The organism is Flavobacterium piscis, assembly GCF_001686925.1.
Classification (GTDB): Bacteria; Bacteroidota; Bacteroidia; order Flavobacteriales; family Flavobacteriaceae; genus Flavobacterium; species Flavobacterium piscis.
Genome location: NZ_LVEN01000001.1, coordinates 202,201 through 228,836, shown reverse-complemented (window position 1 = coordinate 228,836; position 26,636 = coordinate 202,201). Strand labels below are relative to the sequence as shown.

26 protein-coding genes are annotated in these 26,636 nt (G+C 38.7%); 10 read left to right on the top strand and 16 right to left on the bottom strand.

All coding sequences use genetic code 11. The annotated features are described in order from the left end of the window. The first annotated feature begins 298 nt into the window (after window positions 1–298). On the top strand, window positions 299–856 hold the full coding sequence (locus tag FLP_RS01125; protein WP_065447656.1) for a hypothetical protein: 558 nt from the start codon (window positions 299–301) through the stop codon (window positions 854–856). A gap of 141 nt (window positions 857–997) precedes the next feature. On the opposite strand, the gene FLP_RS01120 is transcribed toward FLP_RS01125, so the two are convergent. The 5 genes from FLP_RS01120 to FLP_RS01100 form a co-directional block, all read right to left on the bottom strand. Then, a complete protein-coding gene (locus FLP_RS01120) occupies window positions 998–1,894 on the bottom strand; it encodes a hypothetical protein (RefSeq protein WP_065447655.1) in 897 nt (298 codons plus the stop codon). Between the two features lie 166 nt (window positions 1,895–2,060). After that, window positions 2,061–2,915, bottom strand: coding sequence for a hypothetical protein (locus FLP_RS01115; RefSeq protein WP_065447654.1), 855 nt, complete (start codon window positions 2,913–2,915; stop codon window positions 2,061–2,063). Window positions 2,916–3,383: 468 nt separating this feature from the next. Continuing rightward, window positions 3,384–5,360 carry a conjugal transfer protein MobC gene (gene mobC, locus FLP_RS01110; protein WP_065447653.1) on the bottom strand — a complete coding sequence of 659 codons (1,977 nt, stop codon included), beginning with the start codon at window positions 5,358–5,360 and terminating at the stop codon, window positions 3,384–3,386. 32 nt (window positions 5,361–5,392) lie between these two features. Next, window positions 5,393–6,676 carry a relaxase/mobilization nuclease domain-containing protein gene (locus FLP_RS01105; RefSeq protein WP_243397548.1) on the bottom strand — a complete coding sequence of 428 codons (1,284 nt, stop codon included), beginning with the start codon at window positions 6,674–6,676 and terminating at the stop codon, window positions 5,393–5,395. After that, window positions 6,643–7,071, bottom strand: a complete 429-nt coding sequence (locus FLP_RS01100; protein ID WP_243397547.1) for a plasmid mobilization protein — start codon at window positions 7,069–7,071, stop codon at window positions 6,643–6,645. The genes FLP_RS01105 and FLP_RS01100 overlap by 34 nt, the downstream gene beginning before the upstream one ends. Before the next feature lie 291 nt (window positions 7,072–7,362). Here FLP_RS01100 and FLP_RS01095 point away from each other — a divergent pair, with 291 nt between their 5' ends. Then, window positions 7,363–7,656: a hypothetical protein gene (locus FLP_RS01095; RefSeq protein WP_065447652.1), complete on the top strand. Its 294-nt coding sequence runs from the start codon at window positions 7,363–7,365 to the stop codon at window positions 7,654–7,656. A 202-nt stretch (window positions 7,657–7,858) separates the two neighbouring features. On the opposite strand, the gene FLP_RS01090 is transcribed toward FLP_RS01095, so the two are convergent. Continuing rightward, on the bottom strand, window positions 7,859–8,326 hold the full coding sequence (locus FLP_RS01090) for a JAB domain-containing protein (protein WP_065447651.1): 468 nt from the start codon (window positions 8,324–8,326) through the stop codon (window positions 7,859–7,861). Between the two features lie 616 nt (window positions 8,327–8,942). Here FLP_RS01090 and FLP_RS01085 point away from each other — a divergent pair. Then, window positions 8,943–9,506 carry a hypothetical protein gene (locus tag FLP_RS01085; RefSeq protein WP_065447650.1) on the top strand — a complete coding sequence of 188 codons (564 nt, stop codon included), beginning with the start codon at window positions 8,943–8,945 and terminating at the stop codon, window positions 9,504–9,506. A 536-nt stretch (window positions 9,507–10,042) separates the two neighbouring features. Here the strand turns inward: FLP_RS01085 and FLP_RS01080 are convergent. Both FLP_RS01080 and FLP_RS01075 read right to left on the bottom strand, forming a co-directional pair. Then, entirely contained in the window at window positions 10,043–10,723 is a 681-nt protein-coding gene (locus FLP_RS01080) for a hypothetical protein (RefSeq protein ID WP_065447649.1), read from the bottom strand. Window positions 10,724–10,732: 9 nt separating this feature from the next. Further along, window positions 10,733–11,377, bottom strand: coding sequence for a hypothetical protein (locus FLP_RS01075; protein ID WP_123921634.1), 645 nt, complete (start codon window positions 11,375–11,377; stop codon window positions 10,733–10,735). 1,090 nt (window positions 11,378–12,467) lie between these two features. On the opposite strand from FLP_RS01075, the gene FLP_RS25900 reads away from it, so the two are divergent. The 5 genes from FLP_RS25900 (at window position 12,468) to FLP_RS01045 (ending at window position 18,712) form a co-directional block, all read left to right on the top strand. Continuing rightward, the gene (locus tag FLP_RS25900; RefSeq protein ID WP_065447647.1) at window positions 12,468–12,704 is read left to right on the top strand and encodes a DUF6965 family protein; all 237 of its coding nucleotides are present in this window, start codon (window positions 12,468–12,470) and stop codon (window positions 12,702–12,704) included. A gap of 390 nt (window positions 12,705–13,094) precedes the next feature. Then, window positions 13,095–14,276, top strand: coding sequence for a DNA polymerase IV (gene dinB, locus FLP_RS01065; protein WP_065447646.1), 1,182 nt, complete (start codon window positions 13,095–13,097; stop codon window positions 14,274–14,276). A 4-nt stretch (window positions 14,277–14,280) separates the two neighbouring features. Continuing rightward, a complete protein-coding gene (locus FLP_RS01060; protein WP_065447645.1) occupies window positions 14,281–17,334 on the top strand; it encodes a DNA polymerase III subunit alpha in 3,054 nt (1,017 codons plus the stop codon). A 296-nt stretch (window positions 17,335–17,630) separates the two neighbouring features. Further along, window positions 17,631–18,254: an SOS response-associated peptidase gene (locus FLP_RS01050; RefSeq protein ID WP_065447643.1), complete on the top strand. Its 624-nt coding sequence runs from the start codon at window positions 17,631–17,633 to the stop codon at window positions 18,252–18,254. 11 nt (window positions 18,255–18,265) lie between these two features. After that, window positions 18,266–18,712 (top strand): hypothetical protein, encoded by a 447-nt coding sequence (locus FLP_RS01045; protein ID WP_065447642.1) that lies wholly within the window; start codon window positions 18,266–18,268, stop codon window positions 18,710–18,712. A gap of 59 nt (window positions 18,713–18,771) precedes the next feature. On the opposite strand, the gene FLP_RS01040 is transcribed toward FLP_RS01045, so the two are convergent. The 3 genes from FLP_RS01040 to FLP_RS01030 form a co-directional block, all read right to left on the bottom strand. Next, entirely contained in the window at window positions 18,772–19,212 is a 441-nt protein-coding gene (locus FLP_RS01040) for a DUF1810 domain-containing protein (RefSeq protein ID WP_065447641.1), read from the bottom strand. A gap of 109 nt (window positions 19,213–19,321) precedes the next feature. Beyond that, window positions 19,322–19,699 (bottom strand): hypothetical protein, encoded by a 378-nt coding sequence (locus FLP_RS01035; protein ID WP_123921633.1) that lies wholly within the window; start codon window positions 19,697–19,699, stop codon window positions 19,322–19,324. A 192-nt stretch (window positions 19,700–19,891) separates the two neighbouring features. Continuing rightward, window positions 19,892–20,221 (bottom strand): hypothetical protein, encoded by a 330-nt coding sequence (locus FLP_RS01030; RefSeq protein WP_065447639.1) that lies wholly within the window; start codon window positions 20,219–20,221, stop codon window positions 19,892–19,894. 997 nt (window positions 20,222–21,218) lie between these two features. Here FLP_RS01030 and FLP_RS01025 point away from each other — a divergent pair. Together FLP_RS01025 and FLP_RS01020 are read left to right on the top strand one after the other, a co-directional pair. Next, window positions 21,219–21,689, top strand: a complete 471-nt coding sequence (locus FLP_RS01025) for a nuclear transport factor 2 family protein (protein ID WP_083195767.1) — start codon at window positions 21,219–21,221, stop codon at window positions 21,687–21,689. Between the two features lie 242 nt (window positions 21,690–21,931). Continuing rightward, window positions 21,932–22,822 carry a helix-turn-helix domain-containing protein gene (locus FLP_RS01020; protein WP_065447638.1) on the top strand — a complete coding sequence of 297 codons (891 nt, stop codon included), beginning with the start codon at window positions 21,932–21,934 and terminating at the stop codon, window positions 22,820–22,822. A 159-nt stretch (window positions 22,823–22,981) separates the two neighbouring features. Here the strand turns inward: FLP_RS01020 and FLP_RS01015 are convergent, their stop codons facing one another. The 5 genes from FLP_RS01015 to FLP_RS00995 form a co-directional block, all read right to left on the bottom strand. Continuing rightward, entirely contained in the window at window positions 22,982–23,317 is a 336-nt protein-coding gene (locus FLP_RS01015; RefSeq protein ID WP_065447637.1) for a nuclear transport factor 2 family protein, read from the bottom strand. A gap of 32 nt (window positions 23,318–23,349) precedes the next feature. Next, window positions 23,350–24,228 (bottom strand): SDR family oxidoreductase, encoded by an 879-nt coding sequence (locus FLP_RS01010; protein ID WP_065447636.1) that lies wholly within the window; start codon window positions 24,226–24,228, stop codon window positions 23,350–23,352. 80 nt (window positions 24,229–24,308) lie between these two features. Next, entirely contained in the window at window positions 24,309–24,689 is a 381-nt protein-coding gene (locus tag FLP_RS01005; RefSeq protein WP_065447635.1) for a VOC family protein, read from the bottom strand. Between the two features lie 66 nt (window positions 24,690–24,755). Beyond that, the gene (locus FLP_RS01000; protein ID WP_065447634.1) at window positions 24,756–25,493 is read right to left on the bottom strand and encodes an SDR family NAD(P)-dependent oxidoreductase; all 738 of its coding nucleotides are present in this window, start codon (window positions 25,491–25,493) and stop codon (window positions 24,756–24,758) included. A gap of 117 nt (window positions 25,494–25,610) precedes the next feature. Then, window positions 25,611–26,624: an LLM class flavin-dependent oxidoreductase gene (locus tag FLP_RS00995; protein WP_065447633.1), complete on the bottom strand. Its 1,014-nt coding sequence runs from the start codon at window positions 26,622–26,624 to the stop codon at window positions 25,611–25,613. Between the last annotated feature and the right edge of the window lie 12 nt (window positions 26,625–26,636).

Here is a 26,636-nt window from a genome sequence, read left to right as displayed (position 1 = left end):
CCATCCTCCCATTCACCGGCCAAAATCAAAATTAAAACATTCTGAGAAAAAAAGAAAAACTAACTAACTCAGAAAGAAACAAACAAACAAACAAACAAACAAACAAACAAACAAACAAACAAACAAACAAACAAACAAACAAAGAACCATACCACGTCAGCCGGATTAATGAATATTGATTTTTTTATATATGAAAGGTTGCTAAAACCAAATAATGCCTTAATTTAGTTCCAAACATGCTTAAATACAAGTCCACTGCTATTAACCAAAACCTAACGGAAATTAACCATTTCATACCATGAACCTAAAAATCAAATTCAGTCTAACCCTACTTCTATCTGTAGTCCTGGCAGGCTGCAACAATTCAAATAAAGAAAAAGAACTGGAACTTAAGGAGAAAGAACTGCTGCTGAAAGAGAAAGAACTTTCTCTTAAAGAAATGCAGGCAGACAGACCTAAAATAACAACAAATGATGCCGTTAGGCTTGCAGAGAAGCAGTTCAGAAAATACCTGCCTAAAATCTTAACCTCCCACGATGCGGAATTTGATCTTCAGCAGTCCTACACAGGGGACTTTACCGGTGACGGCATTGAAGATGTTGCCGTTTATTTCAGCCTGGTTCCTAAGGACGGTGGAAACGCTATTGTAGGACAGGGTTTGACTCTGTACCAAAACAGCGGCTATGATGTTAAGGTTATAGCAGGATATGAGCCTGAAACTTTGTTTCAATTTGATAAAATCACCAACGGTCATATTCATGTTGAACTATTAGAGTACGCAGAAAATGACGGCCATTGCTGTCCGTCAATACGAACACCTCATGTGCTGACTATTTCGGGAAGCAATGTTTACTGATTAAATCTCTTAATTAAGCCTATTTTCGGATTAGCCACCCGAGCGATAGCCAACAGACGAAGTAAATCATCCCAAATACAAAACCATCTTTCCATTAAGCCTAATGCCCAAATCCGTTGTAGTGGCTGTTGTGGTGCGTAGTTATGTAGTTCGTTCTTTTAATATTTTGTCGAAATCTGTTCCTAATTTATCAGTCAATCCACCCGAAAAATGGCAAAAATAAAGTTCTCCATTTTTATCATTTTCTTTTACGGCAATTATTCCATCGTCAAATTCAACTAAATGAAAATAATCTCCATCATCTAATCCGGTTCTCTGCATTTCAGAAATTCCTGAAATTCGAAAATCATCAAATTCCAAGCCCTCAGTCTGCTCAATGATTTTTATATAACCATTTGGAAGTACCGTGTCAATTTTCCGCTTAAATATCTCAATTTGCTGTGGAATTAACGGATTAAATGCAGTTTTAATTGGTTTCACTTTTGAAACTTCTCCAATCACGCCATCAAAATTTGGAATTGTCTTGAATTCTGTTTTTTCAATACTAATTACAACTTTCTCATTTAGATCATTGTAAATCTTTTTGCTAATTACTTCAATATTGTCTGTTTTTTGAATTCCCTTGGGATTAGGTCTTATTTTCCATCCCCAAATCCTACCGTCATAACTATTAAACTCAATGCTGTATTTTTCTTCGTTTACTTTAAATCTAATCGTTGCAATTTTACTTTCATCTCGTCTTGGGTATTTTAAGTTAGGCGACATTTTTTTATCTCCATATAGGTCTATTGACATACTCTTCTCCCAATACTTCCTCCATTTACGTTTATTTTCGAAGTATTCAATTTGCATCTTGATTTTGTCAGCTAAATTAGGATCAAACATAGATGTAAAAATATCCAAAAGTCTTTTTTCAAGTTTCGTATAGCCTTTATTGTTGAATTTTGGTCTGCGGATTTGAATTAAAATAAATGCTAATCCAAAATATAAAATTATTAATGCTGTAATTATACCTAATAATACTATTAGTATTTCCATTGGTTAGTATTTTGGTTCTTTACTATGCACCACAACGTCTTGGCACTACAGCGGGTTTGGGGTTAAATTAAGCCCTATTTTCGGATTCGCCAAATCATTCTAAATACAAAACCATCTTTCCATTAAGCCAAATGCCCAAATCCGTTGTAGTGGCTGTTATGTGCCGTTATTTAATATTCAATTGTTTAATTATATTCTTTTCAAAAGATTCGGACAATATTTCTTCATCATTATTCCATTTAGTCAAAGTCTTTTCATCTTTCGGACAAGAATGATGAAAACTCAAAAGTTGCAATTTTGATTTTTTAGAATTTCCGCTTATTATAATTTTTGCGCTATAACCTTTAAAACAAAAATCTTCGTAAATAAACAAATCCATCGTGTCCTTAACAAAATTATTAATTGGAACTTCTGTTGATGAAATTGTGTCAAGATTAAATTTATGAATTTTATATTTCCCCGAAGAATCCGTTATATAATCTTCTTTTTGTTCTTCATAATGATTTGAGATTCCTTTTAAATAGTATATTCTATTTTTTAAAGTTTCAACAGAATAGTTGAAGGAATAGTTTTTTATATAATTAATATCCGTACTGTAACTCGTTGCCATAAAAGCGAATGAAGCTAAACCTACAATAAAAACAGGTTTAATTTGAATATAAAATTTTTCGTGTTTTTGATTATATAAATAAGAAATTGGCAAAATTGTCAATGCTATTAAGTCAGATAAATCAACAACTCTTTGAATTTTTAAATAATTAGAATTATTAATGAATTCAATAATTGAATTGCTAAATTCTGATTTCCAATAAATGAAGACAATGAGTGTTGTGAAATATATTTTATTTTTAAAACGGGGAAATAATATTGTCCAAAACATTGGGAAAATAAATAATCCTGCAAAATCAGATAATTTACCTGTGAACCAATTTCCATAAAGATTTTTTAAATAAAAATCATTTAGAAGCAAAATAGTCAATCCTATAATAAATCCTAACGATGTAAATTCTCTTTGATTCATTATGTTTTCTATTTTTTTTTGGATAATGGCACATAACTTGCATATATGTCTGACCGCGTAAGACTTATCCACCCCAAATTGGTGTGCTATGTCTGACAAATGTCAGTATTTATTGATTTTCAAAAATAGGATTTTTATTTCATACACCACCATTCGGACTTTGATTTATAATTTCTGTAAACATGATTGAAGTATCCTCTTTCTGATAAGCAACCGAACAAAACTCTAACCTCTATCCTGCAAATCTCATTAAATCATACAAAATCAAACGACGACTAATTAATTATTCCGTTCAAATCAACCAATCACTCCACCCAGCCTTCCCATCACCGGCCAAAATCAAAATAAAACACTCTGAAAAAAAATAAAAACAGTCTAAAACCAATTAACCAATTAACTAAGAAAAAAAGAACTTCCCTACATCTGTTCTGTGCTGCCGTAATCCAAACACCCAAACAAAAGCAAACATCACTTCTTCACAATCAGATAAGACAGCGCCGGATCCTGCAGCAGTCGCTGCATCTCGCTATAGATAATATCCTGCACATCGCGCCTGATCTGGCTGAAATTCTGCTGGATCATGGCATGATCGAGTTTTCTCACCAGCGGTATTTCCTTATAGTTTTCTTCCTCTTTCCGCAGCGCCTCATGATCATTTACAATTTCGCAGTGGAAGGTCTTCAGACGGATCCTGCACTGCGGATCATCGGCTGTCATACCGACAAATTCTCCCGAGCTCAGTGAAGAAATCTTCGAAGGCGGCACGGCGGCTTCCAGTTGCCGGGACCGGCTGATGGACGTATCGGAGCTGTTAATGGAAATACTCTCGCGGTCCTGCATGATTTTGCCAAAACGTTCCGAGAGCTGTTTGGCTGTATCCCCTGTCACCTGTCCCGAGATAATATTTCCGGTGATGTTCATAATGACATCGGCCTGCTCGCGTCCGTAATCTTTGCGCAGCTGGCTGAAGTCCTGCACCCCCAGGCAGGTGCTTACCTTATTGCTTCTTGCCGTGGCAATCAGGCTGTCCATATTATTGAGATAAATAGTAGGGAATTCATCAAAAATAAGGCTCGATTTGAGCTTTCCTTTTTTGTTGACCAGTTTCACCAGCCGGTTCACATACAGCGATAATACCGCCCCGTAAATCTGTATTTTCTGCGGGTTGTTTCCCATGCAGATAATCTTGGGCTCCAGGGGATTATTGATATCCAGGGTAAAATCATTTCCCGAGAGCACGTAATACAATTGCGGGGAGGAAAGCCTGGCCATTGCTACCTTGGCAGAAGCTATTTGTCCTTCCAGCTGCTCCATCGCATCGTTGAGATAGGCATTGATAAAAGGGTTGATAAGCACCTCGATTTCCTTATCGGTGCGAAGCAGCGTAAAGAGACTGTCATAGTCGGCCTGCATGAGCTCGATGACATGCGGCAGGGTACAGAATTCCCCGTCCTTGTAGCGTCTGAGATACCAGATGACAGCCGATAAAAAATTGATCGGCGACTCCACAAAAAAGTCACCCTGGCGCTTGATCCATTCGCGGTTGAGTCCCATCAGTATGGTTCTGGCGGACTCCGAAGCATCGGTGATGTCTTCCATGCTCTGGGGATCCAGCGGATTGCAGCGGTGCATGATGGTATCAAAATTAATAAAGTAACACTTGGGCTCAACGGCATATACCTGCTTGTATTTTTCAAAGGTATTGTAGACAATTCTGGAAAGGTCATCGTATTTAAAATCATACACAAACATGCTGAAGCCTTTGGCAATGTGCTGGGTAATGACATGCCGGATGACAAAGTAGGATTTACCCGATCCCGGGGTGCCCAAAACCAGAAGCCCGCGAAACGGATTGATGATATTGATCCAGCTATTGCGCAGTTTGTTTTTTAAATAATACTGTGCCGGCAGGTTGATGGAATACTCATTTTCCAGCAGGCGTTCTTCCTGGGGAAAGGTCTCATTTTCACTGTTGAAAATATCTACGGCAGACAGCCTGCTGCGTATCAGCCGCGAGAGCAGCGTCCCGCCTGAAAGTACCAGCAGAAAGCCTGCCGACGCCGCCAGCATATAAACAGCTGCTGTATACTCCACAGCAGCAGCCAACAACAGCAACAATCCGCTTAAAAAATACAGCAGCAGTCCCAAAACCATCCGGTAAACGGCAGTCTTACACTGCAGTTTTTCATCCTTTTTGCCCTTCGCCCCGAGCAGTGAAATCAAAAGCAATCCGAGCGCCGCAAACTTGGAAATGTAAAAACTCCCAAAGAGTCCGGTCCTGTAAACCGACCCCAGAATTTTGTCTCCCAGCGCACCCGTAAGATTCCATACTTTAAAAGCTTCATAACAATAATAGTAAAAGTGCCCCAGCAGCAAAAGAATGCTGATGAGCCTTGTCATATCGAGTATTTTTCTCAGTGCCTGTTCGTTTTCCCCTGTCTGCATAGCGCTAAATTTTTAATTCCTTATTTCTAAAACTAATTCCTGTCTGCGGTTCCTCTCCTTCTTCTTTTCCTGCGCCTTGCCTTAAATCTTCCCGCGACATAATCTCCCTGCACTTCCGGTTTGAAAAGTTCCTCAAGCACTTTCACCGAAACACCATCTGAAGCGCTTTCCAAAGCACTTTCTTTCGGCTCTTTAGAAGCCGTATGCGGGACTATTCCATCCCCTGAAACCGCTGCTGCTTTGGCGGTACTACCGCAGCGTTCGAGCATGCCTTTGGCGCTGTACTTTTTCCCCAGCGCACTGCCGTTCAGAACACATTTCGAGACGTGATCCACATAGGTAATTCCGTAAAGCTGTCCCCCGGCACTTTTTCGCAGCAACACGTCCATGCCTTCTTTACGCAGCAGGGAAACCAGCTTCTCCAGATCCATGTCCCGCCGCAGCAAAGCACCGTCCACCGCGCTTCTTATCCTGTTCTTTTCAAATATCTTTTCGTTGCTATTTAGTGCATATCGGCGCTCTAAAAAAGCAAGCGTGGGTTTCATCGCAAAATCACTTGCCTTGATCGGAACCCCTGCGGGTTTCCCGTCCTTGTCCAGGATACGGTACACCAGCCCGCCGGTCTTATAAATCCTCGAATCTTCACTCCCCCTGTCGGCCCTGATATTGTAGAGCTGCAGCACGGCATTGAGCTCTGAAAGCGAGCCGTATTTATAATGTAAAAGCACTGCATTGAGTACCCCTGACATGGCTTTTTTAGACTCGGCCCTGCCGTATAAAACCCTGCCCGACCACGCAGGTTTTACCAATGGAATCTCTTCCTTTCCCCTGCCCTGTGCCGGCACCAGACGGAATTCTTTTTCAATTTCTTTTCTGGCTTTTTCAGACTGGTTTTTCCCGATATTCTGCATGTCGATCCGCGAACCGTCTTCCCGGACTTTTATGGAGACCAGATGGATGTGCGGATGTCCCGCATCATCATGGCGGTAAACCAGATAAGGCTGCTCCCCGAAACCTATCTTTTCCATATAGGCAGCAGCTATGCGCAGGAGCTTTTCGGTGGAATAATTCTCAGAGGGATGAAAGTTTAAAGAGATGTGCACGCTGTTTCTTTTTACATTGCCGTTCAGCGCATTCTGATGCAGCAGCCTGCCGAGTTTCATAGCCTGATTCAGCTCTGCTGCCGAAGCCGGATAATTGCCTTCCCCGATACACTCCGCAGTACCTTCTTTGACCTTATTTTCGTTGTAGCTCAAAATACTCCGCACCGAATGTCCCGTATTTATGACTGCAACCATTTCCGGGTAATTTTCCATGTCATTTTCCGGATCTCCTCCACCTGGGACAGCAGTCTTTCACGCTGTGCTGCGGTGCTCAAAATCCACTGCCTGAATTCGGGGATCTGCTGCAGACTATGCAGTTTTTTAACGCTCTGGTTAAAGTTATTTCCAAGGGCAGTGAGCTCCTTTCTCAGGCGGATATACTCGAGCATGAATTCGTCAAGTGAGGCATCCCGATGCTTGACCGTTACCGGCTTGTTTAAAAGGCAGTTCCTGAGGTATTCACTCATCTGCCTGCAGGCCGTCGCTTTGAATCGTCTCTCCAATGCCGCATACTCAGCAGCGGTAAAGCGCACCGCCGCAATGCGCGTTCTGTTTACCACTTCCTTTCCCATCTTCTTCCCCATCATCTTTCCCGTTTCTTTTTTCACTTTGCTTTTTTTTAACTCTTTTCCTTCCGGTTGCACTGCCCGCGAGTTCCGAGCCGGGGCAGCCAGATTCGTTTGTTTAACAAACGGACATCTGGCCGACTGCAGGAACGGGGCAGTCTTACAGCAACTGACTAACAATTATTATTAAAGCCACTTTAATGCTGCTGCTGACAACGAAATTATAAAAGGCTGGCCAATCCATCCTATCAGGTCCATATTTTGAACGGGGTGTTTTCAGGGCTTCTGCCTATCTTTGAATGATCCAATTATTAATTTAAAAACGTGTGAACTATGCTGACAGAAAATGATGCTGCCCAGGTTTTTGATACCATACTGAGTATCCCGGGCATGAATGAAACGGTGAAAATTGATCTGAAGATTTCACGAAAAAATGTGCTGCTGCTCCACCATGTGATTGAGCGCGGACTAATTGAAAATCAAAGCAGCCCATCGGTGCTGCTGCAGCGCAGCGGCGAGGAAAATATTGCTGAATTAAAACAGCTTTCTGCTGATTGTCTGGCAAGGGCCGGTCTTAACGAACTCAATGAAAAACTTGCCGGACTGGGTGCGGGCAAGAAACAGTAAAAAACCAAAAAAACACACCGTCAGCATGAAGTGCCGGCGGTGTTTTTTATTTCGTATCAGGTTGAAGGCATCAGGTTGAAGGTTACCACAATAAACAGCTAAAAGCTTACAGATACCTGCGACTCTTTTCCAGCATTCCAGCCTCTGCCTTACAGAACAGCAGACCCCAGGCCTACAGAAAAAGAAAAAAAGAAAAAAGGCGCTATAAAGCGCCTTCATCTGCAAAAGAATAATAGTTTTCTGAACTGACAATCACATGATCCAGCAGCTTAATGTCCAGCAGTTCCCCTGCCTGTTTAATCTTTCTGGTGATGCTTTTATCAGCTTCTGAAGGACTTGTCTTGCCAGAGGGATGATTGTGGCTGACGATGATGCCCACAGCACTGGCTTTGAGTGCAGCGGCAAACAGGAGTCTGATGTCAACAATAGTGCCTGAGATGCCTCCTGAAGAAGCTTCATAAATACCCAGTACCCTATTGGACTGGTTAAGCAGCAGCACTTTGAACTGCTCCAGAAATTCAATCTTTCCCGGATCCCAGCAGTCTTTCAAAAGTGAATAGGCACATCTGGAGGATGTAATAAGAGGTCTTTGGGAACTTTTTACTTTTGTTTTATAAATCAGATCAATTTCTGAAACGACTTTCCAATTGTTGTTTGCTGCAGTTTTCATGATGCTAAATATTTAAGATTAATTTTAGCACCGCCCGCGGGCAGAAGCAAGCAAGCGCAGAAAGCAACGCAATAAAGCAGGACGGATGTCCTGCATTTATGGGGGAATTTTATGCAGCGCCCCGCCGCGCTGTGCCCGAACTTTGTGATGGAATTAAACGGTATTTACATCCCCGCTGCACCTGTATCAGAAAGGCTGAGGATCACCGCATAGATGGAGATTTTTCAGCAAGACCTGAAAGGCCCGGCCTTGCTTTTGCTCAAGGACAACTACTACCTTTGCTCCTGAAATAAAGCAAAAGCATACAGAGTCTTTGATTAAAACCAGAAAGGAAGAAATTGGGATACTCTGGATGGATAGCAGTCAGGAAGAATGCAGACAGCCCGGGTGTAAATTCCAAAAGCTGACTCCCGGGACCTAAGAAGTATCCTAGAAGCTGCGGGCTAAAATTACTAAGTAGCAGCTATCGCTGCAGAGCTAAAAAGATTAAGAATATTATTGTTACATTCGCTTTAAAAATAGCCAATCTACAGCACAAAGTCAACCCCAATTAGGTTTATAGATGCCATTTTGTGGCGGGTATAAGTTAGTTAGCTGGCATTTAAGAAAACAGACAATGAGTACAGAATATTATTTAAAATCTTTACCTGAAAAAGACTTACAACTTGAAATTTCAAAACAAGTAAGGCGGTCTTTAATCGAAGAGCACAAACTTACCCGAATCCTTGAATTACTCAAAGAAGTAACAAGTATTGAAAATGAAACGGTAAGAGTACTTAACAAGGGAGTCAGAGGTCCTTACGCTGACGGTTATTATTGCGGATTTGAATTTGACGAGGAGTTTGGATTTTGGAAAGAACTGGTTGATAGATACCCTAAAAACGGACTTTTAAATATTATATTTGCTGAGTATTTAGTACAAAAAGACAAAAGCTATGACAATGCATACTTTTTTTACCGACAAGGATTTGACATTGACTTTAGACTGATTGGGATTATTGAGCCCAGTTGGCTAGACGAACTAACAGAGAAAAATTTTGAATTTAGAATAGTTTACTTAAGACTTCAAAAAGAACAATATGAGCCGGAAGACTTTTTCGAACTAATTGATTTCTTGAAAAATAAATATAAAGATGACAGCAAGAAAATTGAACAAATTGAAAAAATAAACGCCAGCTAATATCGGTTTATCGCCCTGCTCAATTTAGCCCCGATAGAAGTGGAAATCCTTTAGTGCCGGGGTTCGGCGCAAAAGATTAGAACGAATAGCGGGAAAAAGCTCCTAAAAAATAATATCAAACCTAAAATAATATACCCCCTGATCACCTGACCTTTGTTCTATAAACACAGATCCTTATGCTGTAAAAAAAAACCGCCCCTGTCCGCTTTACATCTGATAAAGGACAGCCCGCCACGATTACCCCTATTGGCATTTTTGCGGCATTACTACAATTCAGAACTGCTGCAGGTTATATCAATCCTATTAAAGCATAAAGGCATGAAATTATGAAGACTGCTGAAATAAGCGGCCCTGTTACCTGCCATAGATGTATCAGGGACCTGAATGATTACGGTTATATAAATTATCTTCCAAAGAGAAATAGAAATCAGAAGACAATAGTTGCTTCGCGAATAAACAACAAAAAAAGGATGAACAATATTAAATATTGATCATCCTTTTTGAAACAGTGTTCATTTCTAAGATAAAACTACTTATTAATTTTCACTCCACACTTTCATTATTTTTTTAATTCTTTCAGGTAGCTCTTTCTTTTCAAAAATGCAATTAAAACTAATAATTCTATTATTTGACTTGTCAATTATTCGGATTTTCTCAACAAAACCTCCATCTGTCAAAGCTGATAAAATTTTGCTGATCTGAACAGGAAAATTCCTGGGGTTAGATGTTATAAAAGCTTCATATATTTGTTCTGTATTATCTGTTTTTTTAGAACCAGATACAAATTTATATTTTGTATTGTTTATAATTGTATCCTTAACTTTAATATTTTGGACATCAGTGAAAAAATCAACTTTATTTGAAAAAAAACTAGCTCCCTCTTTTTTATTGGCTACATTTTCAGTTAAATACGGTTTCTCATTTTCATCCAATTTTTTATACGCGGAATAAAGACCTTTCTTTGTGTTAATAAAAAAAACGTTTAATGTATCTGAAACATTATATTTTCCACTTGAATTATTTAGTTTTTCATTAAATTCTAAAACATTTCCTTTTTCATTAATAATTAAAACATGAGGGGGTAAAAATGTTTCTGTTACGACATCAGATGAAATTTCGCTTTCTAGCCGGATGTAACCAGATAATTCATTTGAATTTTGTGAACATGAAGAACTAACACTGATTAATAAAAGCAAGATTGAGATTTTATTTAACATTATTATCTATTAATAAATTGAAAATACACAATAATTATCCACAGGAGAATCCCAAAATCCAGTAATATGAATCGTCCCTCGAACAATAGAAAGGACTTGCCTATTCATTCCTGTGGTTTGAATACTTGCATTTTGAACAAATTCTTCCCAAGATATCAATCCACCGGTTAGTCCTTCAAATCTTGTTCCAACATGTAGAGCCTGGCGAACTTCATCCAGACTATATGTAATATCTTCATAAGATTTTACACGCCAAAGTCCCATAGTATTTTCTACAACATTCCATTCCACGGTTCTTCTAATTAGAGTCCCAGGTATATCCCAAGTAGGTAAAATTCCTGTTTTTCCTCCATAAACTGGAATAATTGAGGCCAGCTCCGCAGGAGTGTAAGTATTCAAAACCATTTGATTTAAAGCATTTGATTCGTTAATATCCATTCTATTTTTTTTAGAAAAATCTTTAACTATATTCTGTTTGTTTTCTGATTTTGCAGCAGTAAATGCATCTAAAAAGTTTTTCGCTTCTGCAGCTGTTATATCGTTCTTTTCTGAACTGTAATTTTCTGAACTATTGTCATCAGAATTGCAAGATACAATGAATGATACCATTATTAGTAACGTTAAAAGCTTTGATTGAAAACTGTTTTTTTTCATAAGTAATTTAATTTATAATTTATAATAAAACTATTACAAGTCTATGACAAAAAAATTAATTAAACCTGAATATTTACAATTATTTTATAAGAATCATCTTATTTCTAATAAATAACTATAATACACTAATTATTCTATTTTTTTGTTAATTAATGATCTAATATTTTCAGATAATTAAATTTATATATGGATTTCCAGATAAGTTTATTAATCACTATTCTGATTCTGATGATGAAGAGCAAAAAGATTCCATCTATTTTTTCCTTTAACTACTTCCATTTCTACATCTATTTTTTTTTGTATTTCCAAACCTTAGCATTGAGTTAAATACATATCGTCCAATTTTATTGTTTCATTACAAATTTTATAGTAAGCGAGTTAGTCAAATTGAATCCCTTCAAATCGTCCAGAAAATTTATAGAAATTTGTCCCGTCGAGGTCACAAACAAGCCAAATGGCGCCAATTGAAGGCAATTGGAGCCATTTTTTTATAATCTCACTTATTTTTATTAATCTAAAGAGCCGGGCTCCTCAGCAGCCCTAGCCCCGATTGCTTCTCCAGTTCGCTTCGCTCGCGTGCAGTGAAATCCTTTTGTGCCGGGGTTCGGCACAAAAGATTACTTCACTGTACTTTTATTTTATTGGAGTGCAGTGAACTTCGTTTGCAACGGATAGCGGGAAAAAGCTCCTAAAAAATAATATTAAGCTAAAACTCCTTACTCATCAAACAATATGACATATTCAGATACAACCAAAAATTACCACAAGCACCACCGTAATTCCCAAAACCAAACCAAAGCCCCAAAACACGCAGCCAAAAACACCCAGCCCCTATGACCCGCAGAACCCTTATAAGGAACCCCAAAGCGGCCCCAAAGACATAACGGGCAAGGACATAGAAAAGTACCTTATAGAGAATGACTCTTCAGAGGGGTCTCAAACTGATTGCAAAAACTAAAAATAAATTCGGCATAGTAATTTAATGACTGCCAGTATAGTTGGAACAAAAGCAGAGAAAACAATTTAAATTTTAAGCCAACATAACCCTTCAGACCTTGACAGATCAGCGATTTTTAACTAATTTTGCCCTATGACCCCAGAAGAGATAAAACGCTATTTTGAAACCACCCCACCGCCCCAGGAAGTGGACTGGAAGCCCTGGGCAAAAATCACCAATTCACAGGTTTTTCTAAAGAGCTGCTACTCCACTATAAACAATTATAAAGGAAGCCTTGATATGTGCCCCGCGTGGTGGCACCTGAAAGATTTTTACTTACTTGTTAGACGAACTTCACAGGAATCCAAAAGTGAAAATCAATCCGAATAAGCTCAAAATTTCTTTTTATTTGAAGTTCACTATTTCATTTCCTTGCTCTTAATTTTTACTTTTTATACGGTTATATTATTTCGCTGCCGCCTCTTATGGGGCGGTTCAGGCATATATTTAGGCAATTGATATAATTTTATTCTAATTTTCTCTTCTGGATAAGATTGCTTTTCGAATCCATTATATAAATTTTTACAAATCGTTTCTGTGTTATTTTTCCGAAATTCAATCCGCCGTAAATTCTGAATAAAGAGCAAAAAGTCCACTTTTTCCTATTTTGAAATCCCCCATAAAATAAGATATTTTTAATTTTGTTATCATTTATAACATAATTGATTTTACAAATTGTTCCGATCTATACTAATTTTGATCTATATAAAAGAAAAGATTATGGCAAGGGCAATTGTACACATAGATATGAATACGTTTTTCGTTTCATGCGAAAGGCTTACCAATTCTGAGCTAAACGGCATTCCATTGATTATAGGAGGAGGCGAAAGAGGCGTAGTGGCTTCTTGTTCTTATGAAGCACGTCGTTTTGGCGTGCGTTCCGCCATGCCCATTCATATGGCCATGAAGCTATGTCCGCAGGCCAAGATCATGAAAGGTGATATGGAATTATACTCAAGGCTTTCACACGACATCACCGAAATTATTCAGGAGAAAGCCCCCGTAGTTGAAAAAGCAAGCATTGACGAATTTTACCTTGACATTACCGGAATGGATAAATTCTACGGAAGCTATAAATGGACTAATGAACTCGCACAACGGATCACCCAGCAAACCGGCCTTCCACTAACCTTTGCCCTTTCGGTCAATAAGACCGTTTCCAAAATCGGCACCGGTGAAGGAAAACAGAAACAGAACCTTGAGATACCCGAGCATCAGGTACAGTCATTTTTAAATCCACTTTCTATTCAGAAAATCCCAATGGTAGGCGAAAAGACCTTCCAGCTGCTCTCGCGCATCGGGATCAGGACCATCAAAACCTTGTCAGAAATGCCGGTGGAACCCCTTCAGCAGATGATAGGAAAAAACGGAACAGAACTCTGGAAAAAGGCCAATGGTATTGATAATAATCCCGTGGAACCCTATACAGAGAGAAAGTCAATATCCACCGAACATATCTTTTCCCAGGATACAATTGATGTGGCAAAATTAAACAGGCTGCTGCAGGGAATGGTGGAGAAACTAGCTTACCAGCTGCGCTCGGAAGAATGGCTGACTTCTACTGTAACAGTCAAGATCCGATATGCCAACTTTGATACCGAAACCAAACAATGCAGGGTTGCCTACACCTCGGCCGATCATATACTGACCAAAACTGTAACGGATTTGTTTGAAAAATTATATCAGCGACGAATGAGACTGCGCCTTATCGGGGTGCGCTTTAGCGGACTGGTACGGGGAACCTACCAAATAGATATTTTTCAGGATACCGAAGAAATGCTGGCACTCTATCAGGCCATGGACAGGATGAAAAACCGCTATGGATTTGACGCGGTAATGCGCTGCGCGGGTGCTTCGTTTAAGCCCAACAATAAAAATGAAATTTTAAAACGTAAATCATAATCCCATGTATCTTAACTGCCATTCCTTTCACTCCCTCCGTTATGGCACTATTCCGGTTGAAGAGCTGGTACGGCAGGCATCATCTTTTGGTGTTAAGGCTATGGCCCTTACCGATATCAATACCGTTACCGGAATTTATGAGTTTATAAAACTCTGCCTTGCAGTAGGGATAAAACCCCTTGTAGGTATGGAATTCCGCTCGCAGCACCAGCTTCGTTATATTGCACTGGCCAAAAATGCACAGGGGCTTGCCGAAATGAACTATTTTCTAACACAGCATAACTTTCACAATATTGTTTTGGGGCAATTTGCCCCTGATTTTGAGCATGTTTTCATCATTTATCCTTTAGAAAATGCTCCATCCATTCTAAAAGAAAATGAATATATCGGCATTCGTCCGGACCAGCTGCAAAAATTGGTGTTATCCAATTGGAAAGACAGGCAGCAAAAAATGGTTGTATTACAGCCAGTGGTTTTCCGAACTAAAAGAGAGTACAACCTGCACAGGATACTGAGAGCTGTGGACCTCAATGAGCTTTTATCAAAACTGACTCAGGATGATTTTTGTAAAAAAAGCGATCTAATGGTACCTCCCGATCAGCTAACTGAATGGTACAAAGACTATCCCCACATTATTGAAAACACAGAAAAAATAATTCAGCACTGCAACTTTAGTTATGAATTCCAGACGCCAAGGAATAAAAAGTATTATACCAAAGACAAGAAAGGCGATATAAATTTACTCACTACACTTGCCCATGAGGGTCTCATTTGGAGATACGGTCCGCAAAACAAGGCAGCAAAAGCCAGGGTTGAAAAAGAGCTCAAAGTAATCAACGATCTTGATTTCAGCGGATATTTTCTGATCACCTGGGATATCATCCGCTATAGCAACAGCCGGGGATTTTTGCATATCGGGCGAGGAAGCGGTGCCAACAGCATTATCGCCTACTGCCTTGGTATAACAGATATCTGCCCTTTGGAGCTTGATCTGTATTTCGAGCGTTTCCTGAATGAAAACCGCAAAAGCCCGCCTGATTTCGATATTGACTGGTCTTGGAAAGAGCGTGATGTAATCCTAAAATACATCTTTGACCGCTATGGATATGAGCATGTGGCATTTTGTGGTACAAATGTCGAATTCAAATACCGTTCAATTTTCCGAGAAGTTGGAAAAGTATTCGGGCTGCCAAAGGATGAATTGGACCTGCTGGCCAAAAACCCAATGAAAATGCACCAGACCAATGAAATTGTAAAATTGGTACAGCAATACGGGATGATGCTCGAAAAATACCCCAATATGAGAAGTATGCACTCCTGCGGTATTTTGATTTCCGAGGAGCCACTCACCAATTATACGCCACTGGAAATGCCCCCAAAGGGTTTTCCGATCGTGCTTTTTGATATGCATACGGCAGAAGATATCGGCTTTGAAAAATTTGACATCCTGAGCCAAAGAGGGATTGGCCATATTGACGATACAGTTAAACTTATCGAGAAAAACAGGGGATTGCGAATCAATATTCGGGACACCTCATTATCAAAAAACGAGCAGTCAGCCAACAAATTTCTGGCCGAAGGAAAGACAATTGGATGCTTTTATATTGAAAGCCCGGCTATGCGCGGCCTTCTGCGACGTTTGAAATGCGATAATTATAAAACCCTTGTGGCAGCATCGTCGATAATACGACCCGGAGTTGCACAATCCGGTATGATGAAAGAATATATTTTCCGGCACAATAACCCTTCGAAATTTGAATATTTTCATCCGGTTTTCCAAGAGCAGCTTGGGGAAACATACGGCATTATGGTTTACCAGGAAGATGTCATTAAAATTGCACTTCACTACGGCGGGCTATCTGCCGCTGACGGAGATATCCTGCGCAGGGCAATGTCCGGAAAAGGAAGATCCAAGGCAGCGCTGCAAAAAGTGAAAGATGATTTCTTTATTTCCTGCGCTACAAAAGGGCATCCCGAGGCGCTTAGTCAGGAAATTTACCGCCAGATCGAATCTTTTGCCGGATACTCATTCTGCAAGGCTCACTCCGCCTCATATGCAGTGGAAAGCTATCAGAGCCTTTATTTAAAAGTGCACTACCCTATTGAATTTATGGTAGCAGTTATAAATAATCAGGGAGGATTTTACAGGACAGAGATTTACATCCACGAGGCAAGAATGGCCGGCGCAGTCATTCATAACCCTTGCGTAAATAAAAGCGAATATGAAACGGCACTGTATGGCAGTGATATCTATCTGGGATTTATGCATCTATTAAACATTGATTCTAAACTTGCACAGTTTATTTCCCTTGAGCGCAACAAAAACGGAGAATACGTCTCTTTGGAAGATTTCATAAACAGGATACCAATGGGAATCGAGAACATTAAAGTTTTGATTTTCATAGGTGCCTTCCGCTTTACTGGTCAAACCAAAAATCAGCTTTTGGTACTAGTAAGTTTGCTGTTAAATAATTTCAAGCCCGCCAATCGTGGTTTGATGCTGCTTCAGGAACCTGCAAAGGAATTTAAGCTCCCCGTTTTGGAACGCTCTGTTTTTGAAGATGCCTTTGATGAGATTGAACTTCTGAATTTTCCGGTTTCCTGTACTGTTTTTGATCTTTTGCAGACCCGGCATCGTGGTGACGTACTGGTTAAAGATCTTTTGAAGCATTACAAAAAGCAGGTAAGGATGCTTGCCTATTTAATTTCCACAAAACAGGTGCCGACAAAAAGAGGAAATATGTATTTCGGAACATGGATTGATGTTGAAGGTGCCTATTTTGACACGGCGCATTTTCCTGACAGTCTTGTCCAGTATCCTTTTCTGGGAGGCGGATGTTACCTGCTTTTGGGAACTGTAGAAATTGATTATCATTTTCCAACTATAACGATAAGCAAAATGGCCAAAATGCCATTTGTTCCTGATCCGAGATATATGGATTCAGACAAAAGGTTTGTCACGCAGAACCAGATTAAACAGGACATCAGCAGTACGGATCGCAAACCCTATCCGCAGGAACACGAAATTAAACTGCCGCGCCATCGGATGAAATTTTGATTTTTTATTTATGTAAAGTCCCAATTATAAACTAATTTTGATAGAATGTGAAAAATATGAAGATTACAATAATCAAAAAGGCCAACAGTTTATTGGTATTTTTCCGATAAAGATTATTTTTCCTTTGTTGATTTTCCAAAAGCAGTTTTTCAATGCGCCTTACGTCAAATTGATACCGGTTCATCACTACAATTTTTGTGGCAAATCTATGATAGGGCAATGGACAAAACTGCCCGAAAAAAGTTTAATATTATTAAAATAAGGTGTATTTTCTATAATATAATAATCAAAAAATTATGTGTTACTATGTTCAGCAGTCCGCGGCAATTGAAAATGTAAAACGACGTTTTAATGCAGAAGTGGATAACGAGGAAACTTATCTTCAGTCCGATTTTATAAATGGATTCGCGCATCCAAATATCCCAATAATCCTCAATTCCTCACCCGGTTTAATTACCACGGACTATACATGGGGACTACTTCCATCATGGGCAAAAGATATTGAATTTAGAAAAAACACACTCAATGCACGGATTGAATCCATAGACGAAAAAGCATCTTTTAAAAATATAACACACAACCGATGTCTCATAATTGCTTCTGCTTACTACGAGTGGCATTGGAATGATGAAAAAGGAAAAAGCAAGGATAAATACCAGATCAACTCACAGGATGATGAAATCTTCACCTTCGCAGGGTTGTATTCCTCGTGGACAGATCCTGTTTCAAACGAAATAAAAAATACCTATACAATGGTTACCACAAAGGCAAATAAAATAATGTCCTATGTACACAACCATAAATACCGAATGCCCATAATGCTTAAAAGAAATGATGAATCGGCATGGCTGGACCAGTCCGTCAAAATCGAGGGTTTTGCATTTCCCTATGAAGGGAACCTTATCGCATTTCAAGTTTAAAAAATATAGCCATGGAAGAAATAGATTATTTTAAAGGAGTCACCAATCAGCAGTTTATTGATTATTATAAATTGGATTTATTCTCGCGTATGGAAATTATACTCTACACCTATCCCAATGAGAGGACCGAGGAGGAACCTATTCCATGGGAACACTTCAACAGATGCGAGGGAATCCTTTATGAATACCTGTACAACGCCTATGCTGAGGCGAAATTTCAAAGATGGGAACAGCAAAAGAGTGAAGAATTAGAAATTTCAAGCACAGATGACCAGCACTCAGATTCTAACCAAATCGAAATTGAACAAACTGCTGAACAAAAAGCTGAAAGCTATAAAATGGAACAGGAAAAGCGCAATACAATTGTAAGGGCAAAAATGCAGGAACTTAACGCTGAACTCACCAAAATACAGGATGATTATCTTGAGAAAGTAAAACTTACTCTTATTGATTTATAATTTAATAGTTTGCATACGATCCCGCCTGCTTTCATTGTGATGCTTATTTGTTAAAAATTTCAGTTAATATTATCCTGGGACATCAGTATTGCTATAGTTTTTTCATCTTTCAATCCCCCATAATATTTGTCCAATACTTTGTGGAAAACAGGATTTGCATTTGGGACCTGGCCAAACAGGGTCATACAGGATTTAAGTTTCCTGTCGTCGGGCCTGCCGAAAATTTCAAGGGCTGTTTTTCCCTTTTGGGAAAGAACCGCCTGTGAAATTTCAATAAGGCGTTTTCCAAGCAACGGATCATTGAGAAACTCCTGGGCTTCCTTTAGGTCCTTAATTCCATAATATATGTTATAGTCTGTAAAACCCAGGCCCCTGATTTGGGGAAAGACAAACCACATCCAGTGACTCTGCTTGCTCCCGTTTTTGATTTCATTCAAAGCCTGGAGGTAAACATTCTGCTGCGCCAGAGCAAATCTTTCTATACCGTCATCTGGATTCATGAGTCCTTGTTTATTGTTTAATTGCTGGAAAATTGGTGTCTTGTAGATCAATAATGAGATTGCCAAACAGCACAATATTTGCCCGAAGAGTTTTCAATAATTATTAAAATCAATCCAGAATACCTTTGCCAAATACCTTTTCTACCTGAAATATATAAGTATTTAATATCGGTGTTGCCAGGAAAAATCGGCTTACTGCTGCGCCATTCGCATCTGTTTTCTGATTATCAAATGAACGCTCCAAAAGTGCTGTGTAATCCTGTAGCTGGCCATCGTCGAGAACTGCTCGTAAATTTCTCTCGGTATTGATAAAGGATTTCAACATGGGAAAATCATTATTATTATCCTGCTCGTACCTTTCTATTCCAGCCTTAACCTCAAGGAACTCCTTTCTGAACAAACCTAAAACTGCCGGCAGGTTATGTGCGTAAAAAATATTAGGTATCAGTCCGGCCTTATAATTGGCATAATGCTCTTCTGATGCCATTGAACTGGCCAGGTACTTTTCAAAGGTCTGAATTCGAAATATATAATCAGTGTTAAAAAAATTAGTGTCCTTGTAATCAATATTCATGCTGTAAAATATTTTAAATTAAATGTAAATCCATACCTAAAAGCAGCGATATTTTCAATTGCAGGCAGCAAAAAAAGCTAATCCATACCATCGCGCATCCCTTTGCTATAGGTATATTGTTATATCTTTCGAATCTGTCCTGATCTCCGCGCGGCATTCCTTAAGCAAATCGAGCGCCATCTGGTGTACTTCGGTTTCACTCACGGCATCATAAGCAATGCTCTGCTCGGAATCAAAATGGATATCAATATAGCAGATTTCGCGGCTTACCGCCTCCATGTCCTCGCTGACAATGTCGCAGTGGTTATCAATCTCCACCCCGAAATATTCAACTTGGGACAATCCTCGATTAATAATGGTGGTGACAAAATCAACTGTTGTTACTTCAGGTATGAGAACCTTTGCCGTTGACAAAACAAGTGTATGCGATTCCATATCATGTTGTTTTTTTATTAGACCCTAATTTACAAATAATTAAAATCATTCCAATAAAAATTTTATTGCAACTACACTGTGCTTAATCAGCATATCTCTATTGCTTAAAGTTTTGAATCCCCAATTTTTATAATGTAAAAAATATCATAGCAGAAAATGAGCCGCGTTCGCTTTTGCTGCAAAAAGTTAAGTCTACCCTAGCCCCGATAGCAGTGGAAATCCCTTTTTTGCCGGTGTTCGGCACAAAAGATTGGAACGTATAGCGGGAAAAAGCTCCAAAAAAATAATACTAAATCTAAAAATAATATTACATACAAGCCTGATAACAAAGTGCAAATACAAGCACGCCCATACCACCCAACCTGCCCCAGACACCCCTTTAAAAAAAACAGCAATAATCTAATTCAAAAAACAAAATAAAAAATCCCCATACAACCCAAAATTACCAAAAGCACCACCGTAATTCCCAAAACCAAATCAAAGCCCCAAAAACCAAAGCCAAAAATACCCAGCCCCTACGACCGCAGAACCCCTATAAGGAACCCCAAAGCGGCCCCAAAGACATAATGGGCAAGGACATAGAGAAAGACCTTATAGAGAATGGGTGGAGATTTTTTGGCAAGACCTGAATGGAGTGGATACCTTTTTTGCCACAAAAGCTTAAGGGCGGTTTTAAAGATACTTCGCCATTCTAAGCTTTTGGCAAAATAATGGCACATGGTATTTTTGAAAACCGGATATTCCGCAGAAAACAAGCCTTATAGAATTTAGGTTCGAAGCTGCATTAATTAACACAAAACACCAATAATTAAGAAGGAATTTCCTTGTCTAAAATAACTCTATTTTGCAATTTTTATATTTTCTATTTTTAACAATAGTAATTTCAAAAGTTAGTACAAATGTATTGTTTGATTTTGCAGATTAATGGTTTGAAAATGCCCATTCTTTCGATTAGCTAATACCGAAATTTGCAGAGTTAATTTTAAAATTTAATACAATGGAAATCCAATCTACAAAAATTCAGGAAAATATAGATAAGCTAGCAGTAGTTGAGGCACTCTACAGATTTGCCGCAGGGCTTGACTTGCGAAACAAAGATCTTCTTTTATCTGCCTTTGCAACAGATGCAGTATCTGATTTTCGACCTGCAGGAAAAAAAGCGGGTTTTGAGTATCCAGTGCTGGAAGGACGAGAAACTATCGTTGAAGCTTTAATGGGATCTCTGGGCCAAATCGATACCACTCATTCTCTAAGCAATCCAAGAGTGAGCATTGACGGTGACAAGGCTACACTGGATGCCCTGATGGAAGCGCAGCACGTACCTGCAAATGATCACACGCGTCACTATCTTATGAAAAATCGTTATGACGTACAATTAGCAAGACAGGGAGATATTTGGGTCATCCAGCACGTAATTATCGACAACGTCTGGCGTACAGGCGACCCAACTGTGCTTACCGGCATCTAAAAGAAAAGACTGCGAATTATTATCAGGGGCAGAAATACCCTATCTTTCATTACATCGACACTGTAAAAAACAGCCATGATGGTAAAAAATTAAGATAAAGGTTGTCTTTTTCTAAAAGTATAATATTACCACACAAATTTTAAAGCTAAAACTACGCACAAGCTGTATAGTTTTAGCTTTTTCGCTATGACTGAACTCTTTTTTTATGTAATTTTGAAACAATCGTTTCAAGAACATTAGCAATGCGTAGACAAGACTTACCAATTACACACAACGAGGGTGAAATTATAAAGCAGGAAAAGGCCAGCTTCTTCAAGGTAATACCTGTTCCTGCTAATGAACAAAATTTTACCTGCCAACCCTATAACACAAAGGGAATCTATAAAATAAGTATTCACCATGGTCATAACCGTGTTTGTTATGCAGATAAAGTACTTGAATTTAAAGAGTATGCAATTCTCTTCTCCCGGCCCAATATGGTGTACCGCTTCGAACAATTTGGCAGGCAGCATTCCGGCTATCTGTGCATATTTACAAGCGACTTTTTTGACCAGTTTATCAATATTACCAATTACCCCGTTTTCGATCCGGAAGTCTCACCGCTTACAGAGATAACTGCTTCTCAAATGAATTCATTCACACAGCTGTTTAAGGAGATGGAACAGGAAATAACACTTGATTTTATTTACAAGTATGATATGTTAAGAAACAGGGTATTGCAAATAATCCTTGATGCGCTGAAAATTCGCCCGGTCGCTCATTTGCAAATCAGAGAATCTAACAGTTCAATTCGTATTACGGCGTATTTTAAGGAACTCCTTGAGGGCCAATTTCCAATATTAAGCCCTTCTCATAGAATGATTTTACGACATCCTCTAGAATTTTCCGAGGCATTATCTGTACATGTAAACCACCTTAACCGTTCTTTAAAACAGGTTACTGATAAAACTACAACACAGCTAATTGCAGATCGGATAATAAAGGAAGCTAAGATACTTCTTCAGGATACCCAGTGGAATGTTATGGAAATAGCTTGGTCACTTGGATTTGAGGATCTTTCGAATTTTATCAAATTTTTCAAGAAAAACATGAATCTTACACCAAGTGCTTTCAGAAAGAATGCTGCTGTGTAATTGTCGCGGATTATCGTCTGAAGCTATCGAAACTACTTATTTATAAAGAGCAAAACATTAAATAATTAACAGCCTGAAATTCATAAGAATAAAAAAGGCAGCCTAAATAAACAGACTGCCTTTATAATTAATTTTACTTTAGAATTTAGGATAATTATACTAGAGTAAATCTGCTGAAATGAATATAATTTTGCCATTCTCAAACTTAAAATCAAAAAATCCGCCAATCTCCCCCTCAGGAAAATCACCTAGAAACAATACCTCCAAATAGGCATTGGCATCATCTTTAACTTTTAAATTCACTTTTTTTGTCTGCGTTTGATAACCAATAAAATAACTTTCAAAATAATTTCGAATACCCTTTATCCCTACAAATTTCCTGCCTACCGATGCATCATCCAGAACGGCTTCATTATCGTAAAATTCCAAATATTTTTCTGTATCATAATTATTGCTGGCTAAAATCCATTGGTCAATAATTTTTTCTATATCCATCTTTTATAATTTTTAATTAAACTCTTTGTGTGCTATACGCCATATTTTTCGGATATAAATTCACTAAGACTAGTAGCTTTTTTCCCCATTATATTATGAAAGATATCTGACGTTTTTTCAAACTCCCCTTCCACAATGGCCTTTGCCGATAAGACACTTAATTCTATTGCATAATCCGGCACGCCAAAATCTTTCAGCGCCTTTTTAAAATCCTCTTCCATTGGTGATACATAATTAATATTGATTCCGCTGGATACAGAGATAAGTTCTGCAACCTCTTCAAAGCTATAGGCTTTTTCACCGCTTACTTCATAAAACTTATTTTCATGACCCTCAGTAACGAGGATTTCTACTGAAAGTTCTGCGATATCTTTTCTGGCAACAAATCCACTTTTACCATCTAATGCCGGAAAATAAATTGTTTTGCTGCTAAGTATATTTTCTCCCGCAAACAAAGGAATAACTTCCATATAATAATTATTCAATAATATTGTATAAGGTATTGCTGATTCTATTATCGCTTCTTCTGTAATTAAATGCCCTTGAGCAAGTGTGAAAAGTGGATGCCCGGCAGATTGATCCTTTCTTGAAAAACTTGTGTAGATTATATGTCCTACCTTTGCTTCTTTTGCAGCCTCAACTACATTTTTATGCTGAACTAAACGAGCCTCCAGATCCGGGCTAGAAATAAAATATAATTTATCAACACCTTTAAATGCCTGCGTCATTGACGCTTGATTATCATAATCCCCAATACGTATATCAACCCCCATGTTGGAATATTTTTCTGCATGTTTATCATTTCTGAGCATTACTGCAATATTTTCAGCTTTAGTCTTTTGCAGCAATAACGCTACTATAAGGCCTCCTAAATTCCCTGTAGCCCCTGTAATTAATATTTTATTATTCATATTATTTTTATTTTACTTATGTTATTTATTATCCAGTACTAAGATGATCAAAAACATCAGCCTAATACTTTTATTTGCATTCAATAGGGTGTATGCGCTACTTCTAAAACCTGCCCATCGGGATCATAAAAATCTACCGTATAGTACTCCCTGGAATACGGCATCAATACAGGGCCCCGGATAAATTTTGCATTTGATGCTGCCAATATGTTGTATACCTTATCAACATGTTCTTTTTGGGTAGCCTGAAAACATAGGTGCCTGACTCCAAGGGACTCTGTTTTTATAATATTTTTTTTCTCAATAAAATAAATGACCAACGAGCCATTTGAAAAAGAAACATCACTAATTTGTTTCCAGCCAATGACAGAAAGAAAATCATCATAAAATTTTATAGATTTTGATAAATCTGATACCCAAAATTCTATATGGTTAATTCCCGGCTTTAATTTGTTTTCCATAATTGTATCTATTTATGATTTGCTTTATTTAGACTTTTGGTAATTCCGCCTCAAAGCTTAGATTACTTAAACCAAGACAGCTCCCCCGTCAACAAATAATTCTGTTCCGGTAATAAAACTGGCTTCCGCTGAACACATAAAAAGAATTGCATTAGTAATATCTTCTGTATTGCCAGCCCTACCTAATGGAATACCGTTGACTATTGACGCCTGGAGATCATGGGATAAATCCGTTAGCATTGCCGTCTCTGTCGGGCCAGGGCTTACAACATTTACCCTAATTTTTCTTGTTTTTAATTCCAATGCCCAAGTACGTGCCAAGGTGCTGAGAGCTGCCTTGCTGGCACAGTACACACTCATTGTTTCGTAGGTTTTTACCGAAGAGATACTACCTGTGAGAACAATCGAACTACCTTCATTCATTAGTGGAAGGGCTCCCTGAACCGTAAGTATGGATCCTTTAATATTGGTATCAAAAACAGTATTATAATGCTGCTCGGTAATATCCCCAATGGGATAACCAAATCCTCCCGTACCTGCATTGCAAAGAAGTATATCTATGCAGCCCTTCTCTTGCTTTACAATATTGAAGAGCTTTTCAATGTCCTCTTTTTTTCCCGAATCTGCCTTGACAGCGGTAATATTAGTTTGAATTTCATTTACTGCCTGATCCAAAAGTTCCTGTCTCCTGCCGGTAATAAATACATAAGCTCCCTCTTGTACCAATGCCTTGGCTGCCGCTAATCCTATTCCTGTTGCACCGCCTGTAACTACACCAACCTTACCCTTAAATCTCTGTATCATACTTATCTTTTATTTTTTGTTTTTATCCAGTGCGTTAACACTGCAAAGATGACAAGTAGTTTATTGTTGAGATTATCCATTTTCTCGAATGTTGTAGTCAAAAAAACGTATTTAGTACTAAGTCCGGTTCATTTCTTTAAAAATATCCGATATAATGCTGTATGATGTAATCCTGTCTTTATGTTCATGGATGTTAGAGACAGCCATTATTTCATCGACACCAGTCTCTGATATAAAAAATTTAATTTGATCCGCAACAATCTGCCTGCTTCCAACAAATGAATACTTAAGCATATCCATGACCTTAGGATGCTCCCTCAACATCCTTAGCTCATCGCTCATTGGTGTAGGTGGCTGTAATGGCTCTGTTTTCCCTGTTATCACACCAACAAAAAAACGAAGGTGTGAAGTGAAATTTTCAGCTGCCTTCGCATCTGTTTCCGCCACTACAATATTTACTCCTGCAATGACATAGGGTTTGTCCAAATAAGGAGATGGCTGAAACTCTCTTCTGTAAATATCAAGAGCTTCAAATAATTGCGCAGGTGAAAAATGACTGGCAAAAACATACGGTAATCCCATTTTTGCAGCCAGATGAGCACTATCTGTACTGGATCCCAAAATATAAAGCGGAACATCAACACCTTCGGCCACTATAGCGCGCACCATTTTATTTTCATTATTATTGGAAAAGTAGTTTTGTAACTGCTTAACTTCACCTGAGAAATTGTTAGCTGCCCCTCTTCGGTCTGATCGAATAGCATTAGCTGTGGCCTGGTCGGTACCCGGAGCCCTTCCAAGACCTAAATCAATCCGATTAGGATACAAAATCCCTAAAGTTCCAAATTGTTCGGCAACAATCAAAGGGGAATGATTCGGCAGCATTATCCCTCCGGAACCAACTCGGATAGTTTGCGTTTTTCCTGCTATGTGCCCTATCAGGGTTGAGGTAGCGGAACTTGCAATGGTAATCGTATTATGATGTTCTGCAAGCCAGAATCGGCTGTAGCCCATGCTTTCGGCCTGCTGTGCAAGTTCTACACTATTATTAAAGGTATCCGAAATGGTCGAACCGCTCACAATAAAAGCAAGTTCGAGAATTGAGTATTTTATTTTTTTTTGAGTTTCCACTTTATCCAGCGT

What these genes read in the sequence shown, in the direction of transcription:
- FLP_RS01125 (WP_065447656.1), top strand. Translation starts at nt 299, where the DNA reads ATGAACCTAAAAATCAAATTCAGTCTAACCCTACTTCTATCTGTAGTC.
- FLP_RS01120 (WP_065447655.1), bottom strand. Translation starts at nt 1,894, where the DNA reads ATGGAAATACTAATAGTATTATTAGGTATAATTACAGCATTAATAATT.
- FLP_RS01115 (WP_065447654.1), bottom strand. Translation starts at nt 2,915, where the DNA reads ATGAATCAAAGAGAATTTACATCGTTAGGATTTATTATAGGATTGACT.
- mobC (WP_065447653.1), bottom strand. Translation starts at nt 5,360, where the DNA reads ATGCAGACAGGGGAAAACGAACAGGCACTGAGAAAAATACTCGATATG.
- FLP_RS01105 (WP_243397548.1), bottom strand. Translation starts at nt 6,676, where the DNA reads ATGGAAAATTACCCGGAAATGGTTGCAGTCATAAATACGGGACATTCG.
- FLP_RS01095 (WP_065447652.1), top strand. Translation starts at nt 7,363, where the DNA reads ATGCTGACAGAAAATGATGCTGCCCAGGTTTTTGATACCATACTGAGT.
- FLP_RS01090 (WP_065447651.1), bottom strand. Translation starts at nt 8,326, where the DNA reads ATGAAAACTGCAGCAAACAACAATTGGAAAGTCGTTTCAGAAATTGAT.
- FLP_RS01085 (WP_065447650.1), top strand. Translation starts at nt 8,943, where the DNA reads ATGAGTACAGAATATTATTTAAAATCTTTACCTGAAAAAGACTTACAA.
- FLP_RS01080 (WP_065447649.1), bottom strand. Translation starts at nt 10,723, where the DNA reads ATGTTAAATAAAATCTCAATCTTGCTTTTATTAATCAGTGTTAGTTCT.
- FLP_RS01075 (WP_123921634.1), bottom strand. Translation starts at nt 11,377, where the DNA reads ATGAAAAAAAACAGTTTTCAATCAAAGCTTTTAACGTTACTAATAATG.
- FLP_RS25900 (WP_065447647.1), top strand. Translation starts at nt 12,468, where the DNA reads ATGACCCCAGAAGAGATAAAACGCTATTTTGAAACCACCCCACCGCCC.
- dinB (WP_065447646.1), top strand. Translation starts at nt 13,095, where the DNA reads ATGGCAAGGGCAATTGTACACATAGATATGAATACGTTTTTCGTTTCA.
- FLP_RS01060 (WP_065447645.1), top strand. Translation starts at nt 14,281, where the DNA reads ATGTATCTTAACTGCCATTCCTTTCACTCCCTCCGTTATGGCACTATT.
- FLP_RS01050 (WP_065447643.1), top strand. Translation starts at nt 17,631, where the DNA reads ATGTGTTACTATGTTCAGCAGTCCGCGGCAATTGAAAATGTAAAACGA.
- FLP_RS01045 (WP_065447642.1), top strand. Translation starts at nt 18,266, where the DNA reads ATGGAAGAAATAGATTATTTTAAAGGAGTCACCAATCAGCAGTTTATT.
- FLP_RS01040 (WP_065447641.1), bottom strand. Translation starts at nt 19,212, where the DNA reads ATGAATCCAGATGACGGTATAGAAAGATTTGCTCTGGCGCAGCAGAAT.
- FLP_RS01035 (WP_123921633.1), bottom strand. Translation starts at nt 19,699, where the DNA reads ATGGCATCAGAAGAGCATTATGCCAATTATAAGGCCGGACTGATACCT.
- FLP_RS01030 (WP_065447639.1), bottom strand. Translation starts at nt 20,221, where the DNA reads ATGGAATCGCATACACTTGTTTTGTCAACGGCAAAGGTTCTCATACCT.
- FLP_RS01025 (WP_083195767.1), top strand. Translation starts at nt 21,219, where the DNA reads ATGGAAATCCAATCTACAAAAATTCAGGAAAATATAGATAAGCTAGCA.
- FLP_RS01020 (WP_065447638.1), top strand. Translation starts at nt 21,932, where the DNA reads ATGCGTAGACAAGACTTACCAATTACACACAACGAGGGTGAAATTATA.
- FLP_RS01015 (WP_065447637.1), bottom strand. Translation starts at nt 23,317, where the DNA reads ATGGATATAGAAAAAATTATTGACCAATGGATTTTAGCCAGCAATAAT.
- FLP_RS01010 (WP_065447636.1), bottom strand. Translation starts at nt 24,228, where the DNA reads ATGAATAATAAAATATTAATTACAGGGGCTACAGGGAATTTAGGAGGC.
- FLP_RS01005 (WP_065447635.1), bottom strand. Translation starts at nt 24,689, where the DNA reads ATGGAAAACAAATTAAAGCCGGGAATTAACCATATAGAATTTTGGGTA.
- FLP_RS01000 (WP_065447634.1), bottom strand. Translation starts at nt 25,493, where the DNA reads ATGATACAGAGATTTAAGGGTAAGGTTGGTGTAGTTACAGGCGGTGCA.